Annotated in this window: 13 protein-coding genes; 3 read left to right on the plus strand and 10 right to left on the minus strand. The window is 40.9% G+C overall.

The features are described 5' to 3' along the window. Nucleotides 1-9 precede the first annotated feature (9 nt). The 5 genes from CYLST_RS18810 to CYLST_RS18830 all read right to left on the minus strand — a co-directional run bounded on the left by CYLST_RS18810 (nt 10) and on the right by CYLST_RS18830 (nt 8,187). On the minus strand, nt 10-1,587 hold the full coding sequence (locus CYLST_RS18810) for a long-chain-fatty-acid--CoA ligase (RefSeq protein WP_015209313.1): 1,578 nt from the start codon (nt 1,585-1,587) through the stop codon (nt 10-12). Between the two features lie 120 nt (nt 1,588-1,707). Then, nucleotides 1,708-5,907, minus strand: coding sequence for a non-ribosomal peptide synthetase (locus tag CYLST_RS18815; RefSeq protein ID WP_015209314.1), 4,200 nt, complete (start codon nt 5,905-5,907; stop codon nt 1,708-1,710). Beyond that, nucleotides 5,904-6,392 (minus strand): acyl carrier protein, encoded by a 489-nt coding sequence (locus tag CYLST_RS18820; RefSeq protein ID WP_015209315.1) that lies wholly within the window; start codon nt 6,390-6,392, stop codon nt 5,904-5,906. Before CYLST_RS18820 ends, CYLST_RS18815 begins: the two co-directional genes overlap by 4 nt. 318 nt (nt 6,393-6,710) lie before the next feature. Next, nucleotides 6,711-7,304, minus strand: coding sequence for an FcoT family thioesterase (locus CYLST_RS18825; protein ID WP_015209316.1), 594 nt, complete (start codon nt 7,302-7,304; stop codon nt 6,711-6,713). 25 nt (nt 7,305-7,329) lie between these two features. Then, nucleotides 7,330-8,187 (minus strand): TauD/TfdA dioxygenase family protein, encoded by an 858-nt coding sequence (locus tag CYLST_RS18830; protein ID WP_015209317.1) that lies wholly within the window; start codon nt 8,185-8,187, stop codon nt 7,330-7,332. Between the two features lie 1,126 nt (nt 8,188-9,313). On the opposite strand from CYLST_RS18830, the gene CYLST_RS18835 reads away from it, so the two are divergent. Next, nucleotides 9,314-10,567 carry an MFS transporter gene (locus CYLST_RS18835; RefSeq protein WP_015209318.1) on the plus strand — a complete coding sequence of 418 codons (1,254 nt, stop codon included), beginning with the start codon at nt 9,314-9,316 and terminating at the stop codon, nt 10,565-10,567. 430 nt (nt 10,568-10,997) lie between these two features. Continuing rightward, nucleotides 10,998-12,311 carry an MFS transporter gene (locus CYLST_RS18840; RefSeq protein ID WP_015209319.1) on the plus strand — a complete coding sequence of 438 codons (1,314 nt, stop codon included), beginning with the start codon at nt 10,998-11,000 and terminating at the stop codon, nt 12,309-12,311. A gap of 294 nt (nt 12,312-12,605) precedes the next feature. Here the strand turns inward: CYLST_RS18840 and CYLST_RS18845 are convergent, their stop codons facing one another. After that, entirely contained in the window at nt 12,606-13,931 is a 1,326-nt protein-coding gene (locus CYLST_RS18845) for a DUF58 domain-containing protein (RefSeq protein ID WP_015209320.1), read from the minus strand. A 57-nt stretch (nt 13,932-13,988) separates the two neighbouring features. Between CYLST_RS18845 and CYLST_RS18850 the strand changes: the two genes are divergently transcribed. Beyond that, on the plus strand, nt 13,989-14,318 hold the full coding sequence (locus CYLST_RS18850) for a helix-turn-helix domain-containing transcriptional regulator (protein ID WP_015209321.1): 330 nt from the start codon (nt 13,989-13,991) through the stop codon (nt 14,316-14,318). A 12-nt stretch (nt 14,319-14,330) separates the two neighbouring features. Here the strand turns inward: CYLST_RS18850 and CYLST_RS18855 are convergent, their stop codons facing one another. From CYLST_RS18855 to CYLST_RS18875, 4 genes are all read right to left on the minus strand, one after another. Then, nucleotides 14,331-14,573: a hypothetical protein gene (locus CYLST_RS18855; RefSeq protein WP_015209322.1), complete on the minus strand. Its 243-nt coding sequence runs from the start codon at nt 14,571-14,573 to the stop codon at nt 14,331-14,333. A 287-nt stretch (nt 14,574-14,860) separates the two neighbouring features. Next, nucleotides 14,861-15,811 carry an AAA family ATPase gene (locus CYLST_RS18865; RefSeq protein WP_015209324.1) on the minus strand — a complete coding sequence of 317 codons (951 nt, stop codon included), beginning with the start codon at nt 15,809-15,811 and terminating at the stop codon, nt 14,861-14,863. A gap of 273 nt (nt 15,812-16,084) precedes the next feature. Further along, nucleotides 16,085-17,179: a DUF4350 domain-containing protein gene (locus CYLST_RS18870; RefSeq protein ID WP_015209325.1), complete on the minus strand. Its 1,095-nt coding sequence runs from the start codon at nt 17,177-17,179 to the stop codon at nt 16,085-16,087. A gap of 45 nt (nt 17,180-17,224) precedes the next feature. Continuing rightward, a complete protein-coding gene (locus CYLST_RS18875) occupies nt 17,225-17,830 on the minus strand; it encodes a DUF4129 domain-containing protein (RefSeq protein ID WP_015209326.1) in 606 nt (201 codons plus the stop codon). Nucleotides 17,831-17,857: the final 27 nt, after the last annotated feature.

Consider the following 17,857-nt stretch of genomic DNA (forward strand, 5'->3'; position numbering starts at 1 on the left):
TAAGTCCCGTTAGTTAACTCTTCGTTGATAGCCTTGCCAATATTTTTCCCGAAGCTTACCCTTTTGCAATTTGCCACTTGGTGTTTTCGGTAAAGATTCAGTAAACTCTACACTTCTAGGTAGCTTGAAATCTGCAATTTTCCCTCTAACAAAATTGATGATATCTAATGCCGTCGCATTTATCCCTGCTTTTAAAACTACAATAGCTTTAACAGTTTCTCCCCTATATTCATCTGGAACACCAATTACTGCAACTTCGGAAATTGCTGGATGTTCATATAAAATATTTTCAATCTCTGCTGGATAGATATTTTCACCGCCATAACAGATCATATCTTTAATGCGATCGCAGATGTGGAGGTAACCCTCTTCGTCAAAATAACCTGCATCTCCAGTATGGATATAACCATCAACGAGTGTCTTTGTTGTAGCTTCGGGTAATTTCCAATAACCAATCATATTGGCGGGCGATTTTATACAGATTTCACCTACTTGACCATCTGCTAAAGGTTCGCCGTCATTATTCAAAATAGTTAGTGAAACTCCAGGAAAGGGTTTACCTACAGATTTTAGTCTGTTTGGATTCGCAGATACATGATCATCTACAGATAAACAAACAGCACAATTTCCAGTTTCGGTCATACCATAAACTTGCACAAAGTTACAGGAAAATGTAGCGATCGCTTTTTTCAATAGTGATTGACTAATAGGAGAACCGCCATAAACAATATGCCCCAGGGATAAAAAATTTGTTTGTTCACATGCAGGTTCAGATAATAAAACTTGAATCATGGCAGGAACCATCGCAACTTTTGTAATGTCATATTTTTCAATTGCTTCGAGAACCTCCTTTGGGATAAAAGATTCTAGTAAAATATTTTCAGCACCAGCTACCAAACCACGAATAGCCCACCATAATCCACCTATATGAAATAAAGGTAAAGTCAACAAGCTTTTATCATATTCGTTCCAACCTATCCAGCTTTTGCCTTGCTTGACTATTTCTTTGGCAATGGCAAAGAAACTATAATGTGATAGTTGAACACCTTTGGGACGCCCAGTCGTACCACTAGTGTATATTTGCACTGCGACATCATTTGGCTCAATAGTAATATTAGGGTTAACATCGCTATACTGTTGATGCCAATTATCATAGCTCAACCAATCATTTTCAACTTTGTCTAATGCAATGATGGCTCGAACTCCATCAATTTCATTTAAAATAGATTTAACTAATGTATAAAACTCAAGCCCCACAAAAAGAACTTCCACATTAGCATCTCTAAGAATATAACTGATTTCTTGAGCAGCTAAACGCCAGTTAATAGGTACTAAGACAGCATTGATTTTACAACAAGCAAATAATATTTCATAACTTTTCAATGAATCTTTAGCTAATAATGCAACGCGTGATTGAGCTTTAACACCTTGTTCTAAAAGTGTATTAGCCACGCGATTACTTTGCGTATGTAGCTTTTGATAAGTAAGCGCCTTATCCTTAAAAATTAGTGCCCTAGTTTCTGGATATTGACGTGCTTGCACAAGTGGTAAAGCTGCTAAGGTTGTTATTTCATTGTTATATATCATTGATATTCCTTAGAAATAAGTCAGGTCATTAAGTGGAAATAGCCTTCGGTTTTTACTTGTCAAATGAAAGTATTTTAAGACAGATTAAGAATGAAGTATTAACATTTTAATTTTTAATTATTATGCCTTGCCTATCTGATTGAGTTTGGTTCGCATCTGTTCAGCTAGAATTTGAACATGAGGTTCCCGGACAATAGTGTAATGATCACCAGGAATCTTATAGATTTCTAGACCATTATCCGCTAACTTATCCCAACCTTGGCTTGGATTTTGGCTGACTTCCACAAATTTTTCTGTGCTACAGAAAAGGGTAATGCGTCCAGGATATGGCTTGGGTGTGTAACGATATGCAGCTTGGTAGTTAGTTTGGAAAACCTGCAACATTCGGTGCATCTGTTCTAGCCCAAACTCTGAGGGCAAGATATTGACTAATTTTGCTTCCTCTAAAATAGAGTTTAATAGCTCGTCTCGCTTGAGTGGCTGTAATTCATCTATTGATAATGGCAGTTCTCTACCAAAAAGACCACCTAAGTCCTTTACGAGATAGACCACCAGCATTTTTTCATCAATCTCTTCAGAGATATTGACAGTAATAGGTGCATAACTATCTATTAAGGCTAGTAAAGCTACTTCATGGCCTTGCTGGTACAATTGTTGAGCCATCTCAAAAGCAACAACGCCACCAAAAGACCAGCCTCCCAGATGGTATGGACCTTGAGACTGAACGGTTTGTAGCACTTCAATATAGTAAGCGGCCATGTCTTCAATGGAAGTTAAAGGTTCTTGTTCCCCATTTAAACCAGGTGATTGCAAACCATAAACAGGTTGTTTAGTACCAAGATGACGGGCTAAGTCCACATAGCAGAAGACGTTACCACCGACCGGGTGAATACAAAAGAAAGGTGTCCCCTGTCCAGCAGGCTGAATTTCTACCAAGGGAGACGAAAGTTGTGAATCTGTTGTCAAGCGAAGAATATTTGCCAGTTGCTCAACAGTGGGACTTTGGAAGAGTGTTGCTAAAGGCAGGTTTTTCCCAAACTGCTGTTGAATCTTACTCATCAAGCGAACGGCTAAAAGGGAGTGTCCGCCTTTGTCAAAGAAGTTGTCCCAGATGCCGACGGGGTAAATATCGAGAATCTCTGACCAAATTTGCGCCAGTTGTAGTTCCAAGGTGTCGCGGGGTTGAACAAAGTTGGCTGACAAACTAAGACTGGATGTATCTGGGGCTGGTAAGGCAGTGCGGTTTACTTTGTTATTGGGCAACAGAGGCAAGGCAGCCAAGATTACAAAAGCATTAGGCACCATATAGTCAGGCAGTTTCTGCTTGAGGAAGCTACGTAGTTTATTGGTGGTAGGTCGCTTTTGCTTGGAGACAATGTAGGCTACCAGTCGCTTGTTACCTGGTTGGTCTTCGCGGGTGATAACTACTGCTTCTTGTACCTCTGGGTGTCTCGTAAGTACTGCTTCAATTTCGCCTAATTCAATGCGGAAGCCACGAATCTTTTCCTGGTTGTCAATTCTACCAAGCAACTCGATGTTACCGTCAGGTCGATAACATGCTAAATCTCCAGTTTTATAGAGGTAGTTTTCACTTTGATTGCTAAAGGGATTAAGAATAAATTTCTCTCTGGTCAATTCAGGACGGTTCAGATAGCCACGAGCCAAACCAGTACCGCCAATATGTAGTTCACCAGAAACGCCTATAGAGACGGGTTGGAGATACTGGTCGAGAATGTAAACTTGTGTATTCTTCATGGGGCAACCGATAGGAACCAGCTCATCAGCAGGCTGGTTGATTTCGGCGGTTTCAAAATAGCAACTGTCAATGGTGGCTTCACTGACCCCATAGGAATTAATCAAACGAGTTTCAACACCACAGAAATGCCGAAATTCTTCATATTCCTTGACATACCAGCTATCTGAACCTATCACTAGCAAGTGCATGAAGTTAAGATTCTGCTTGGTTGTTTTCAGATATTCGATTAAGTTCCTCAAAACGACAGGAACAAACTCGGCACAATCAATCTTTTGTTGTAGCATCAGTTCATACAGCTTTTCAGGAACCAAAAGCCATTCTCGTGGGCAGAGAACTAATTTGGCTCCAGAACAAAGCGCACGCACCAGATCTCCTGAAAATACATCAAAAGAGAAACTAGCCATTTGTAAATGACTACTAGTTCTTTTTCGCAGTTGATAGGCATCTTCCCAGGAAAAATAAGCATTCACCAGACTGTGATGCCTAATCATCACTCCTTTAGGTATTCCTGTAGAACCTGAAGTGTAAATCACGTAGGCTAAGTTTTCTGGTGTTACCTCGTTAACTAGATTCTCCTGGCTGTTGGTATTGATTATCTCTGTGTTTGTATCTTGGCAAACTAAATGAGCATTGTGTTCAGGTAGCTGTGCTATTAGCTTCTCCTGAGTCAAAAGTATTGATACCTGCGAATCCGACAACATGAACTCCAATCGCTCTTGAGGATAGGTCGGGTCTAGGGGTACATAAGCCCCACCTGCTTTGAGAATTGCCAGTAGTCCCACGACCATCTCTATAGAACGCTCGACACAAATACCTACTAGCACCTCCGGTTTTACCCCCATTGCTTGCAAGTGGTATGCCAACTGATTAGCCTGAACGTTTAATTCCTGGTAGGTTATTTCCGAATCCTGAAAAACCACTGCGATCGCGTTTGGGGTCAGTTCCACTTGAGCTTCAAACAACTGATGAATACATTTTTGTTGCGGATACTCTGCTTTGGTGTTGTTCCACTCCACCAGTAACTGATGTTGCTCAACTTTAGTTAACAGAGGTATTTTTGAAACTGGCTGTTGTGGATTAGCAACAATCTCCGTCAGCAAGGTCTGAAAGTGTCCCGCCATCCGACTCATCGTGGTTGCATCAAATAGGTCGGTGTTGTACCTAAAGATTGCAACCAGTGATTCCGTTGTTTCCATCATGTCGAAGACTAAATCATTTTGTCCTTCTTGCTGTGGTATGGTAAAAGGCTCTAGCGATAACCCTCCCCAATTTGCGATCGCTTTTGTCTCGCTTAAAGTAAATAAGTCTAGTATCTCTGCATTGTGCTGCAACTTAAATAGGTTAAACGAAACTCGAAAAAGTCCTAAGAGGCTGGGATCACGTCTTAGCTGCAATCGCTGAATCAATAGAGGAGATGGGTAATCTTGATGCAGGAGCGCAGCTAATACTGTATGGCGTACTTGCGTGAGTAATTGCAAAAAAGTGGGATTGCCAGCAAGATTCACGCGCAAGGCCAGCATATTTACAAAAAACCCCACAGTTTGCTCAAATTCAGGCTGACTTCTGTTATTGGCTGGAGACCCAACTATGATATCCTCCTGACCTGACAAGCGGTGAAGTAACACCACAAAGGCTGTTAGGAGAGTCATGTAAAGGGTTGCTCCCAAAGCCTTGGCATTTTCTCTGAGTTTAGAAGTTAGTTCTTTAGTCACCTCAAAGCTATAGGAAGCTCCTTGTTGATTCTGCACTGGTGGTCGAGACCTATCAGTTGGCAGATTTAGCACTGGTAACTCACCAGCAAACTGTTTGTACCAATAATCCCATAGCTTTTCTCCAGCAGAACTTGCCAGCATTTGGGTTTGCCATTGCACATAGTCTGTATATTGCCAGTCAATGGAAGGGAGAGATACTGAATAACCAGCATTTTCGCCTTGGTAGAGCAAACCCAATTCATCTAGAACAATGCCAAACGAGAACCCATCAATCACAATGTGGTGTATTGTCAGTAAAACAATATGATCTTGTGCAGAGCGAGTAAACAAGCTGACTCGTAGTACAGGGCCCTGTTCTAAATCGAAGGGACGCCGATATGCCTCAATTACCTTACTAGTCAAATCATCCCAGTTCAAAGTTGAAGCGTTTGTCTCCTCAAAGCAAACTTCTTGATACTGATGAACTTCTTGAAAAGGTTCATCGCCTTGCTGACCAAAAGTGGTACGTAGCGTTGGATGTCGAACTATCAACGCACTGAAAGCGCGTTGTAAGGCTGGAACATTCAAATTTGAGCGAATGCGTGCTGTAAAAGGGATGTTATAAGCTGCACTTTTTGGGGCTAGTTTGTACAAGAACCACAGACCTCGCTGCCCATGAGCAAGAGGATAATATTTAGAGGTATGAATACCCTGGCGCAGCAACTGTAGGATTTCTGTCTTATGGTGCTTGATTTTATCTAAGATTATGGGTGTCAATACTTCTTTGGGTCCATGATAGCGCAGGCGATCGCCATCAATAGATAATGTCACACTCTGTAGAGAAAGGTCTTTGAGAAACTCAACTAAGTTCATATTTCACCTTCTAGCCAATCACCTTCACTAATTGCTGTTTGGTTAAAGTGTTCTCTATTTTCAGCAGGGTCTACTTTTTGGCTATCTTGGTTGAGTGTGTGCGCTTTCTGAAGAGATGCAAATAAGCCAGACGGTGCATTTGTGGTCAGTAGTTCGCTTATTTGCATTGCTAAACTAGCAATACTGGTATCTTCCATGAATTTTACCGCAACTATGTCCACCTTGAGGTCAGTTCTTAGTCGGTTTCTTAATTCAACAGCAAGCAAGGAATCAATTCCCATGTGATTGAGAGGCTGCTGTACATCTAGTTCGCAAGTACTAATCCCTATAGCTTTAGCAATCTGCTCTTGCAAATAAGCTGTGATGAATGCTTGACGTTCGTTTGTCGTCGTCTGTGCCAATCTTGGTAAAAGCTCATGCTGCTGTGTCAACACATGCTCTGTTTCTTTTTGTAATTCAGTTTCCCTAACAAATTCGGTGTGCATGACAGTAACGTAGTTTCTTTGTTATTTTCAAAGCTAAATTGGATCTTTCCAACTGTTCATCATTCCATGAAAGGGCAGTAACTACTAGATAAATACAGCTTGCTGTCTATCACATTCAAGTTATTTTAATTTAATCCCTTATCACAAGATATTTTGTGTCATTCTGGGTGAAACGCCTGGGATGCATACACAAAAGTAGATACTATTAGGGTAGCATCATGGCAGTTTTGAGCTTCGCCCAAAATGACATCAAACAAACCTGACCTCATCTAAAGTTAAATTTTCTAATTGCCGAATTGAACAACAATCCCTACACATTTAAGCCAATACTGTTTTTTTGACACATCCACTATTTTCTACTAACTCATTGTTTAATATAGCAATGGTAACATCACCTTCAGCCCACCCCTCGTACTCATCATAGAATACACAAGAAGTTTTCAAGATTATCAAATTGCCTCGAAATGAAGACTTGTTGATTGCTAGTAATCCTTGAAACTGTCTGGCATTGATTTGTTTTTTGAATGTGCTGGAAAATTTGGCAATCAAACAATTACTTAACTGACGCTCTTTATATGTTTTTAAGTCCCAATGCTTCATGGCATCTAGTAATTTATTATCAACTAAATAAGCCATTAAGATGTAACATAGCTGATTATAACAAATGTTAAACTCTACCGCATTAAAGTGTCCTGTGTCAGCAATATAGCAAGAATCTGGAATGGAAAATTCACCTTTAATAATCCATTCAGCTTCATCTACTTTTTGCGATTTCTTAGGTATTCCGACATTTGAATATTGAACTTGAGCCTTTTTTAGATACTTGCAATTTTCTTTATATGGCTCAAGAAACATGTCCAATAAAAACTGGCTTACATTATCTGATTTTGGATTTTGCTGATAGCTGTTCATAACTTTCATCCTTGCTTGTATTAAGTTAGGAAATATAAAACGGTAATCTGTCGTAAATACCTATGCGATAACTAACACTTTTTTCACCTTTCGGTACTGTAGATGCCTTATGAATTAGTGGTCTGTTATCCCATAACAGGATATCTCCGTCTTTCCATACGTGAGTATGTATATGATCTTTTTGCTCAATAAACGAAAACAATTCCTGCAAAAATTCTTGACTTATTTCATAATTTAGACCTAAGATCCCAGTTGTAAAACCTTGGCTCATGTACAATATTTTTTCCTTGGTAACAGGGTGTGTAATGACAGCTGGATGTTTCACAGGTGGGAATTGCTTACCCATGTCGTTCAAAATATCTATAATTGCTTTGTCAATATCCCATTCTTGCACTTTGTAACGCCATTTTCCATCATGCACCATGTGTTTATCATTGACAAAGCTTTTCAAATTTGAAGGCATCTTTTTATAAACCAGCCCCATGTCAATGTAGTAGGTTTCTCTAATTGAATTTGGCAAAACTTGTGGATATAGCATAGTTAATGGCAAGGGTTCATTAAGAAATGCACAGTCAGTATGCCAATATTTACCAGTTCCTGAAACGCCAAATTTTTTATCATCTTTTGGAACATTTGAAGAAACAAATATCTCAGGATAGTCCGGATGATGATAGTTACCCTGAGGATAAATTTGTGGCGTACCAATTTTGCGAGCAAATTCTAAATATTGGACATCGTCAATATTTTGCTCCCTGAAAACCACTAATTTATGCTCGTATACAAGCTCTTTAATCAAATTTATTTCTGCTTCACTAATCAAAGCAACATCTATCTCCAAAATTTCGGCACCAACATGTTCTGGAGATGGTCTATTAATTTTCATTACTTTTCTCCTTCTAAGGCATTCTGACTTTTTCCGTGATCTCTTGAAAGGATGCGTATATGCAGAGAGCTTGTCTTTAGACATCTCTTACGGTATCGCTATCCTAAAGTCCTCTTTTCTCGTTGCTTATTCTGATTGAATCTGAACTTTAGAAAATCAGATTTAGTTTGAAAACCTTACTCTGTCAACTTTTCCAGGCTTAGTTGAAAAAGTTAGCTAAGGCACTTAGGGCTTACGCATCGACAAGGCAGACAATGCATACATCAAGGGCAAAACCAAGACCATATGCATAGATGAGTACTCGTTTGAAGTACTCGTAGAGTAGCGGCTTGTCGTTAGACACTACTGATTATCAGAGAGTGGCTCAAGCAATACCTACTGAGATATATCAGAGGTTTTCAAGGGATTTATGCAAGTTAAAAATTAAGTTTGTCAGCATTTCTGAATTGGTAAGGTTATTAGGCTACTGTTCGCGCAATCTACGACCTAAATAATTCAATCCTGCTAAAAGATTTAAAAAAGAGGTAGAAAAAGTTATTCCTCTACAGAATCTAACAAATAGTAGATCAATATTCCGTCAATATAATAAATTTTTATCACTCTGGCAAGATAAAAATCATACACTTATAGCACTTTGCTCAAGAGTCAGGTACAAAATTAAATCCTATAACCCATACCCCGTAAACCTTTTGGATATTTAGGTGTGGTAATCCAACAAGAAAAGTGCTGTATTACCGAATTAAAGTTTGACAGCTTGTCTTTTGACATATATGACTACACTGGTAATATTCAGTAGATAACAAACTTTTGAAAACAAATGTAAAAACAAGGGTTTCAGCCCTCACCAACAATGAGCGTACAGCATTTGTTTAATAGCGATCGCCAAATAACATTTAAGTCTATTGGCTGAAATAGTGATTAAAACGTACTTTCATGAGATCTGAGTGTTTTGTTGAAATCTCCATGTGGCAAGACTTATAAAAAACTTTGTGCTCTACTGTATATGGTTCAACAAACATTTTTATCAACTGCCTAAACTCCTCAAAAATGGGAACCTTATCCGTACTAGTTTGATGTGAAAGAGTCTAGAAATAAAAATAAAAAATCTGGAAGACAAAATTATATAATGATCAGCACAAAAAGCCTGAATAAATTAGGATTATTAGGCTGCTTATATGTGTCACAGTTCTTACCAACTGCTTTTCTCTATCAAGCCCTGCCCGTGTTCATGCGTCAGCAGGGGGTTTCTTTAAAAACGATCAGTTTTCTTTCATTGCTGATTCTACCTTCAGCGCTCAATTTTCTATGGTCTCCCCTAATAGATCGATATAGCTTTACCACTTTAGGACATTATCGTTTCTGGATTATTTGCCTTCAAGTTTTAATAGCTTGTACCACTGTTATTGGGGGTTTGCTTAACATTGAACACAACGTTACTGCCCTTTTGATTTGTTTGTTTGTCATGTGTTTCCTTTGTGCTTGCCAAAACATTGCTACAGATGCATTGGCTTTGGGGTTGCTAGAAGTTCGGGAGCGAAGTTTAGGAAACGGGGTGCAAATGGGAGGCAACTATTTAGGTGCTGTCATTGGCGGTGGTTGGATGCTGAGTTTACTCAATTACTGGGGATGGATGGCTACCATGTTAACTTTGGCATTCCTGGTGGTTGTGGCGCTGTTCCCAATCTTACGGTATGAAGAACCCAACAGAAATAACCAACAAGTGTCTCAAACTAAGCTCGACTCTCAACGTTCTACTCCTGCCTTAATGAACTTGGTCAAATTCTTCCGTCGTCAGGGAATGTGGCGTTGGTTGCTAGTTTTGTTGTTGTATATGAAAGGTAGCATTATGGCGAGCACTATGTATCGTCTCCTATTGGTGGATATTGGGCTGTCTTTGTCAGAGATTGGCTTGTTGCTGGGAGTAGTGAGTTACACTGTTGGGATATTTGGCGCGATCGCTGCTGGGTTTCTGATTAATCCACTAGGACGGAAACGATCACTGATTCTGTTTGGATTGTTTCAAGCAGTTGCCATGATGACTTACCTGCTGCCTGCGTCCGGTGTGACTAGTTTGCCCATACTCTATTTAGTTGCCATCGTTGTACAGTTTTCTGTAAGCCTGACCAGTACGGCTGTATTCACAATTGTGATGGACAAAAGCGAACTAGAAACTGCTGGTACAGATCAGACTATACAAAGTTCAATTCTTTCTTTTAGCGGCATTAGTGCTGCTGCTATCAGTGGTGTGATTGCTGAGTCATTTGGCTATCAGGGGGTGTTTGTTCTGGGTGTTGTGATTACTCTTTTGAGCGTTGTAATTACTGCCAGAGTCTTTGATGAGACTAGAAGCACTCAGGACTCACCCCTCATCTCAGGGTGAACATCTTGCCTACACAAGCAAAGTGCTTACTTGAGTTTATGAGTAAACACCTAATCTAAGATAGGACTTAAGCACACTCTACGAATTCTTAGCGAACAGGGGCGCCTTGGCGGTAGCCTACGGCACGCCGCTCCGCGTCTATGATAAATTCAGCTTTTTGGCGATTTTTGCGTAAGTCCTGTAAGAATTAAAATTCACAGTAGAGATGTATGAATTGTCTCTTTTGTAGATGTTATTGATAAAAACAGATGATCTCATTATTTAGATATATAGCGGCCCTAAATAATACGTTAAAAAAATGCCGTGATGCCTACGGCTCCCGTAAGGGATACACAACTCAAATAGGATTGCTATAGCTTCCAATTAAATGGAATGGCGGGGCGTTTGAGTTAAGCACTATAGCGGTAGCCATCATAAAATCTTGTCAAAAATGGAAAAACCAAAAGTTTCAAGCACAGAACGACTGCCTTTTTGGCAACCACTGACTGTACGCAACTTCCGGCTTCTATATATTGGGGAAAGCGTTTCACTCATTGGCGATCAATTTTACTTAGTGGCCTTGCCTTGGTTAACTATACTGTTAACTCAGTCTCGTATCAGCTTGGGCACAGTGCTAATGGCAGCCGCGATTCCCCGTGCTTTCTTGATGCTTGTCGGTGGGGTCGTCAGCGATCGTCTGTCACCTCGATTAGTTATGCTGGTTTCCAATGCCTTACGTGTGGTGCTGACAGTCTTACTGACAGCGCTGGTTATATTTCAAGCAACGCAAGTATGGCATCTTTACCTGTTTGCTATCTGCTTTGGTATTGTCGATGGCTTTTTTATTCCAGCAGCAAAATCTATCATACCTACTCTCGTAGCTAAAGAGCAGTTGGGGGCAAGTAACATTTTAAGCCAGGGAACAACTCAACTTATTTTGCTGATTGGGCCAGCTTTAGGTGGTTTGCTAATTGCCACTGTTGGCATTGAAACAGCTCTGGCAATTGATGCTGCCAGTTTCATTTTCACGACCGTGACACTTTTGCTGATGAAAAGCAGCCCTAAGCAAAGTGCTTTAACCACTAAGGATATAGCATTGACCGACGAGTTGAAAGAGGTTTTTGAGTCGTCTATTAAAAAGCCCATCCCAACCAGCAATGGGGTCAGTTTTATTGCTGGTGTTCGTGAAGGACTGAACTATGCATGGCATAATTCAGCGCTGAGAATCGTTTTGCTGATCCTAACGGCGTTAAACTTTTTTTTCTTGGGACCGTTAGAAGTCGGTACTACATCATTGGCTTATAGCCGCTTTCCAGGCGGTGCAGTTGCGCTAGGGATAATCAGGTCAGCATGGGGTGCTGGTGGACTGATAGGAGCGCTGACGCCTGGAATACTCCGTCGTCATCCACGCCTTGGAGTTCTGATGTTAAGCCTCGCCAGTATACAAGGCGTCGGTATCATCCTGCTTGGCTTTTTACCAAATATTATCTTGGCTTGCGTGACAATTGCTGTACTAGGTTTCTGTAGTGGGTTTTTGACTGTTGAAGGAATTACCTGGATTCAAAGACGAACCTCACCTGAGATTTTAGGGAGAGTCATGAGCTTGGTGATGCTTTCTTCCTATGGGATTGCTCCGTTCTCCTACGCTGTAGCTGGCTTATTAGCCGATGTAAATATCACGATTCTTTTCAGTGCGGCGGGCGGTATCATGCTGATGATGGCTGCCTTGTTAGCGACAAAATCATCAGTACGCACGATTGATTAAACCTATTCAAAATCATTTTTGAGAGGTTAATAGGACTGGAGTTTTAAAGGTGTGTTAATTTTCTGTCAACAGCGAAGAAGCGACCTCAGAAACTGGACTTTCTTTGATAAACCGCTCAAACACCTTCCCTAGCAACATTTCTATTCTCCACCCAACTCAACAGATTTTCACCTATGCATGAGCTAACTACAAATCAAGCCATTACACAACACCTTGAAAGGGCTAGTCCTAACTTTTTGGAGTTTCCTGAAAATTTAAAAATGGTAATAATTAAGTGTTTGTCGCTGAAGAGAATTACAGTTGATTTCTGGCTTTGAGTTGCAAATAGCGCTCAACTAATTGATCAGCAATTTGATTTGCTGGGGCATCAAGTACCAAAACACCTTTTTGTTTTAACTGGGCAAAGGCAACTTGCCGTTGTGCTAATAAATCTAGGGCTACTGCACGGATATAAGCGTTTGTTACATCTGCTGTGGCGGTGGATGCTAAATGATCAACTTGCGGATCTCGGAGGGTGACGCAGAACGGTAAGTAGCGGGGTGCTAGCTTGGTGAGGGCGGCGAGGAGTTCAGTAGAGGCGATCGCATCGACTAAGTCTGTAATTACCACTACAAGCGCCCTGCGGGTTTGTCGCTGCACTACAGTTGTCACGGCATTCAAATAATCGGACTCTAACAATACTGGTTGAATGGGCGTTAGGCGATCAATTAGCTGATTTAGGTGATGCTGTCCACGTTCTGGGGGAACCCAGGTATGCATTTGGCGGTCAAATACACCAACGCCGACGCGATCGCCTCGATGTAGTCCGGCTAAGGCTAAGGATAAGGCTGTATTCAAGCCCCAGTCGAAGCGCTGTAAGCCTTGTACCGTCGCTGTCATCAATCTACCCCGATCCAGCAAAATCATTAAGGTTTGCTCTTGTTCTGGTTCTAAAACCCTTACCAGTGGCGATGCGTTGCGATAAGTCCCGACGCGACGGGCGGTGGCTTTCCAATCAATAAACCGCAAATCGTCACCGGTGCGATAGTTTCGCAGTTCGGCAAATTCTGTACCAATACCCATTTGGCGAAGTTTGCGGATTGAGCCTGATGATTGAATTGTCAGGCGAATTGTCAGCGATCGCAATCCGACTAAATCAGGATAAACTTTCACGTCTAAACTTTGCCTAACAAGCCAATCATCCCAGGCTAATCCCCAAAGTCCCAACTGTCGCACTTGAATATTTCCCCAAGGAAATTCTCCCCGCTGGGTTGGGTTAACGGTATACGTCAATTCTTGGGTGCTATTGGCGGGAATTGTGGCGCAGATTTCGGGTGCAGATATACTAAACCCTGTTGGGTAAAAATCCCGAATTTGAATAATAGCGTTAGCTTTCCCTGATTTTACCTTGAGCACAACTGGATTATCTCGCCCAATGGATAAGCGTGGTGGTAACTCGCGGCTAATTTCCACGCGATTGCGCCGCACCCGCAAACCATCTACAATCATTAAGCCTAAAATCACGGCATCAAAGAGCGAAGTGACAGCGATACTGGCGGGAATGCTAATGATTTGGGATAGGATTGGTGCGATCGCTATTCCCGAAATTAATAAATAATAAACTCTTTTAGCAGGAACCATATTTTCAAGGATGAATGCAGAAGCTGAGAACAAAAACAGAGAGAAGAAGTAGTTATTATGGCACTTACTAGAAACTTTAAAGAAACAGTTAATGCAAGAATCCAAAGAGATTCAGAATTTGCAATAGCTCTACTTGATGAAGCTGTTTCCCTCTTTCTCAATGGTGAGCCAGAAACTGCAAGACTGATATTAAGAGATATTGTAAATGCAACCGTAGGTTTTGAACAGCTAGCAATTGAAACATCTAAACCTATCAAGAGTCTTCACCGGATGTTATCTGCAAAAGGTAATCCGACGATGGATAATTTGACTGCTATCTTTAATGTTCTTCGTAAAAAACTAAATGTTGATATCAACGTTCATACTACGGTTGCTTGCTCAGAATAGTATCAATCTTGCTTACAAAACTTTCTTAACTGATTTGATCCCTGTGTTACACCATTGAATCAAAAGCCAACGGTCAGAATCTTTATCTAGTGATGGCTTGAGACGAAAAGCAAAAAATTCTTCCCAGGCTTCTATGCCGTGCCGCGTAACGAATTGTTTTTCTACTTCCTTAAAACTTTCCCAATTGCGATCTACTATAGCAGTCAACATTGGGATTAATTCGCTTACTGATATAGAAAGTGCTGTTTCACTCATCTGGGTAGCCCTCAAAAATACAAATTATTGGTAAAATTTCTGCTTTAGTATCAACAACCTCAACTAATTTTAGCCCCCTTTTTCTTCCTATCTTTTTACAGTGTTCCTCTGATGCCGCTGGTAGCCAATACCTGGACTCGGCTACTGCGTCAAATTGGCCTTCGGAACGCTTAATATTATCTGTCATGGTAGGCGATATCTTGGGTGTTTGTGTAGTGTCCTGATATTGTGGTTATGGGGTGCTTATTTTAGATAGAGCTATTAATCATGATTCTAATCTCTATTCTTCATCTTGGCACCGGCACTTGATTAATTACCGCAGCAATTACCGCATCAATTTGTAAACCATCAAGCATTGATTCTGGTTTCAAAAGCAAGCGATGGCGCAGCAGAGGGGAAGCAACCGCTTTTACATCATCTGGTGTGACAAAATCCCTACCAGCTAACCATGCTGCTGCTTGAGAAGTCTGCATCCAAGCACCCGCTGCGCGAGGTGAAGCACCCAAAGCTAAATCAGGATATTGACGGGATGTTCTCACCAATGCCAAAAGATAATCAATTATCGCATCTGATACATTAACTTTTTTAACTGCTTGCCTTGCTTGCAAAATATCTGCTACTGTAGCAATTGGTTTCATGCGGCTAATATCCCCACGTCTGGCAGCAAAACCCGCTTGACGATTGAGTAACATTTGCTTTTCTGCCGCTTGATCAGGATAATCTACTACTAGCTTAAATAGAAATCGATCTAACTGTGCTTCTGGTAAAGGATAAGTACCTTCAAATTCCAGGGGATTTTGTGTGGCAATTACCCAAAATAAATCAGGTAAAGGTAAACTTTCACCATCCAGCGTTACCTGCATTTCTTCCATTGATTCTAGCAGCGCTGCTTGGGTTTTGGGGGGAGTGCGGTTAATTTCATCTGCTAGCAGTACTTCTGTAAATACGGGGCCTTTTTTCAAAATGAAATTGCGGCTATCTAAGTCAAAAATATTTGTACCAGTAATATCTGATGGTAAAACATCTGGTGTTAGTTGAATGCGACGAAAATCGGCTTGAATTAACTGCGCTAACACTTTTACTAAAAGTGTTTTACCAGTTCCTGGGACTCCTTCTAAAATTATGTGCCCACCTGCTAGCAGTGCGACTAATAGCTGCTTTATCAGGTTGGATTGTCCGACGATTACTTGGTTAAGCCCTTGTCCGAGGCGATTTAATACAGAATGGGTTTCACTCATATTTGATTTATAAATAATTCAGGCAAAGGATTAGAGATTAAAGAAGGAATATATACAATTAGAATATTCCCAATGAAGTTATATTCAAATATTCCGTAGAATAGGCGAGACGCCTGTTTTGTGGCAGGCAGGATGCCCGCCCTACAATTAGAATATTCCCAATTAAGTTATATCCAAATATTACGTAGAACAGGCGTCACGAGAGTTTCGGGGTACGGATTACCATTAACAGAGGTTATTTTTGAATTTTGTTCGCGGAGCGTGCCGGAGGCTCTATTTTGAATTTTGAATTTCCCGCAGAGTTTGCCATTTCCCCAACCAGCTTAACAGGTCTCGTTCACTCATGGATTGTTTTCGTAATTGCATCTTTAATACTGCATCTAGTTCTGCCGTACTACTGCCTATTTTTTCCTCCCAGACTTTCAGCAAAATCTGATGTTCTAGAAGTACTTGCCCTAATCCCAAGGTTTTTTGGAGTTGCAGTTGTTCTTGTTTACCCAGCATTTCTAGAACAAAGTCTCTGGATTCAGCTTTTTGCAAGACTCCGGCTAAAGCTTGGATGTATGCCTGGCTGTTATCGATGACTGGGGTATCTAAAGTTACTGGTTTACCAAAGCGGCGATTTTGTGCCCAAATTAGCACTAATAACAAAACTCCTAACTGTTCCAGTACTGGTAATAAGGGAGTTTTTGCCAAGTAACTGAATAAGTTACCTTCGCCTTCTTTCTCCCTCACATCGGCGTCTTTGTAGCCGTGAATATATTCATCAACAAATACTGTGTTACTTTTTTTTGTAACTAAATCAGATAAATACTGGAAATTACTTAAATAATCTTGGTAAGCGTTGGCGGCTAAATAAGGAGTGGTAGCAAAAATTACTTTTCCCTGTTTGTGTTTTTCTTCCCAGACGACAGCACCGAAGCGATCGCCTAAAAAAAGTTGTTGCTGTTTACTTTTCTGATGCCGTCGGCGGGTGTCAATCTTAATATCTCCAAAAGACGATGTTTGTTTGGTGCTAAATTCAGCCGCTGTTACTGGCTGACTCACGCCTAAAATTACCAACGTATTGCCTTTTTCTACCCATTCTCGTTCTTTACTTTCTAGCACTGGTGGATTGAGGTTGCCGTTTATCCGCAGTAGGGTGGCTGGGCTTTTTTGCTGCTGGATATCACTCAAAGGCTTTTGCCAGCGCTGGATAGATGTTCCCTGTTGTTGCATAAAAGCATACCAAGCACCATAGCCATCAGGCCCAGTGCTGTAAGTAGAACTACTATTGTTTTTGCTGCTGGGTGCTGCTATTAAGCTCAGTAAAATGATCACTGCTAGAGCGATCGCACCCAGCCAAGCAAGGCGATTTGAGCGTTTCATATTTTATAGAATTAATACTTAATTTGAATTAGGAATTTTTGAGGCTCAGTCTTTGAAAATCTCCTGATAGGCTTGCCGACACTGCTGATAATTTTCTGGCAAAATCTCAGTATTAGCAAAACACAATTGCTCGTGAGTGGTAATTAAAGTTTCATAAGGCTGTAGGGGAGTTACGCAAGAACTGAGCAATTGCAGATATTCTCCATCTGTGCGGCTGGATTGTTGAATAGCGATCGCTTGCTGATGCAACTGCTGCAACATCGCTAAATATAGACAACGGCAAGCCTCACGGTAGTTATCCTGACGGGAAAATTCTTGCGATCGCGTCAATAAAAAGGCGATCGTTGCTTCATGGGAGGGAATTTTAGCCCCAGAGACTGGGGAATTCCCAACACCAGCCAGCCAAGAATAGATAAAATGACCAAATTCTTGCCATAACCGCCAAACTATCCAAGCTATAAATAAGCCGAGTACCAGCCAAAACAGGAATTTAAGTAACTCACTCAACCAAGGACTAATTGACCATCCAGGCAATTCTGGTAAAGCTTTTTGGAAGTGAGAAAATTGATATTCTACCCATTCTTCTACTTGTTTTTGGAACAAAGAAAACTGCCAACCCAAATTAGTTTTTTCAAAAGTATCTGTAGACATAAAAGAGTAGTGATGAAGGATGAAGCC

The sequence above is a fragment of the Cylindrospermum stagnale PCC 7417 genome, from assembly GCF_000317535.1.
Lineage (GTDB): Bacteria > Cyanobacteriota > Cyanobacteriia > Cyanobacteriales > Nostocaceae > Cylindrospermum > Cylindrospermum stagnale.